The following is a 2,211-nucleotide window of genomic DNA, read 5'->3' on the forward strand; positions in this document are numbered from 1 at the left end:
TTTATTCCCCCTGTCATAGATGATCCGGGGGGTGCTGTCACCGGGATTCGATAGGCGCCAGGGATATCGCTAATAGGGGCCGGATAAGGGCGGGAACCCGCCGTCGAGATCGGCCGTAACGTGGATGCCGAGCCTTGGAGCCGTGGGACATGCCAGCACCGTCGTATCCGTTGGCATGACGAGGATTTTCGGAGGTTTCGCGTTGATCGAAGAACATGAACTCATTGACGTTTTCATCGGTGTCGATGTGGGTAAGAGCGACCACCACGCCGTTGCCCTGGACCGGTCAGGGAAGAAGCTTCTGGATAAGGCCCTGCCGCAGGATGAGGCCAAGCTCAAGGAGATCATCCGCTCCCTGACCAGGCACGGGCGTGTGCTTTTCGTGGTGGACCAGCCGGCGACCATCGGTGCCCTGCCGGTCGCGGTGGCCCAGGCCGCAGGCATCCTGGTCGGATACCTTCCCGGGCTGGCAATGCGGCGCATCGCTGACCTGCATCCCGGGGAGGCAAAAACTGATGCCCGGGACGCCTACATCATCGCCGAGGCCGCACGCACGATGCCCCATACCCTGAGCTCGGTGGAAGTTGCCGATGAGCAGGTCGCGGAGCTGTCGATGCTGTGCGGGTTCGATGATGATCTGGCCAAACAGGCCACCGCCGCCTCCAATCGGATCCGGGGTCTGCTGACCCAAATCCATCCGGCACTGGAACGGGTCATCGGCCCGCATTTGGACCATCAGGCGATGCCGGAGCTGCTGGCCAAATACCCAACCCCGGCAGCGTTGCGCAGGGCCGGCCACACGAGGGTGGAAACCCTGCTGCGCAAGCACGCCCCACGAGCCGGCACACGCTGGGCAGCCGAGGTATTCGCGGCTCTTGACGAGCAGACCGTCATCGTCTCAGGCACCGGCGCCGCCAGCATTGTCCTGCCGCAGCTGGCGCGGATGCTCGCCCAGACCCGCACCGCCCGCGCCGAGGTACTGGAACGGGTCGAAGCCATCGTGGAGGCCCACCCTCTTCACGCCCTCCTGACGTCTCTACCGGCGGTCGGTGTCAGGACAGAAGCCCGGATCCTCACCGAGGTCACCGGCAAGGAATTCAAGACTGCCGGGCATCTGGGATCCTACGCCGGGCTTGCCCCAGTCACCTGGAGATCGGGCACCTCCATCCGCGGGGATCATTCCTCACGCAAGGGCAACAAAATCCTGAAACGGGCGCTTTTCCTCTCGGCATTCGCGGCCCTGAAAGACCCTGCCTCCCGCGCCTATTACGACCGAAAACGTGCCGAAGGCAAGAGACACAACCAGGCCGTTATCGCCCTCGCCAGACGCCGCTGCAATGTCCTGTTCGCGATGCTGCGCGACGGGACCATCTACCACGCCCAAGAAACTCAAGCAGCCTAAACCAACCCGCTAGCCCCGAAACTATCCGGTTCAACCCCACACGACCCGGACCGCATTGGCGTGCCCACAAGCCGGTCAAAAATTCTTCACGAAAACCGGCCAAATGACTTGACGAACCAGATAGGGGCACCCCCCCCGACGAATGTCTCCGTTCCCGCAACGAGCTCTTCGGGTGTCCCTGTGACCTGGACCGCCCCGGCGGGTGGGCCTACGCCGATGTCGTACTACCTCATCCGGACCACCAATGGGGTTGCTGCCGCTGCATGCGGAACGACATCCCAGAGCCCTATCACGGCAATCTCGTGCACTGATTCTCCGCCGACGGCCGGGCCCCATACCTACACGGTCACCGCAGTGCACAGGTCCTGGTCAGCGCCAAGCGCACCCAGCGGCAGTACCAGTCTCACCGCCAGCAAGGTCGCCCTCACTGTCCAACCGGCCGATGTAACCGCCGGTGGAGTGATGGCTCCACCGGTGAAGGTTGCCCTGCAATCCGGAGAGGGCATAGCGGTCCCGGCCGCGAACCGGCAGATCACCCTGAGCCTGGGCGCGAATCCCAGCGGGGGCACCCTCTCCGGCACGGTGAGCGCTCTCACCGACGCCAACGGCGTCGCAACGTTCAGCAACCTGCTGATCGACAAGCCCGGCACCGGATACACCCTCATCGCCTCCAGCGCCGGCCTCGTTTCTGCGACCAGCACCGCGTTCACGGTCGGCTCATCCCAGCTGGTGTTCACCACGGCAGCGCTGAGCGGGACGGCAGCGATGACAGCGAACCTGGGTCCCATCACCATCCGGCGCGTGGACGC

1 protein-coding gene and 1 pseudogene are annotated in these 2,211 nt (G+C 64.2%); both read left to right on the forward strand.

What is annotated here, in order from left to right; genetic code table 11:
* Positions 1–175 precede the first annotated feature (175 nt).
* The gene (locus Y704_RS0102560; protein ID WP_051476618.1) at positions 176–1,402 is read left to right on the forward strand and encodes an IS110 family RNA-guided transposase; all 1,227 of its coding nucleotides are present in this window, start codon (positions 176–178) and stop codon (positions 1,400–1,402) included.
* Positions 1,403–1,618: 216 nt separating this feature from the next.
* Positions 1,619–2,211 (forward strand): annotated as a pseudogene (locus Y704_RS24325) (hypothetical protein); the annotation flags it as partial.

It is taken from the genome of Arthrobacter sp. Br18 (assembly GCF_000520555.1).
GTDB lineage: Bacteria > Actinomycetota > Actinomycetes > Actinomycetales > Micrococcaceae > Arthrobacter_D.

Coding starts and splice junctions, on each gene's coding strand:
- Y704_RS0102560 (WP_051476618.1), top strand. CDS start 176: ATGACGAGGATTTTCGGAGGTTTCGCGTTGATCGAAGAACATGAACTC.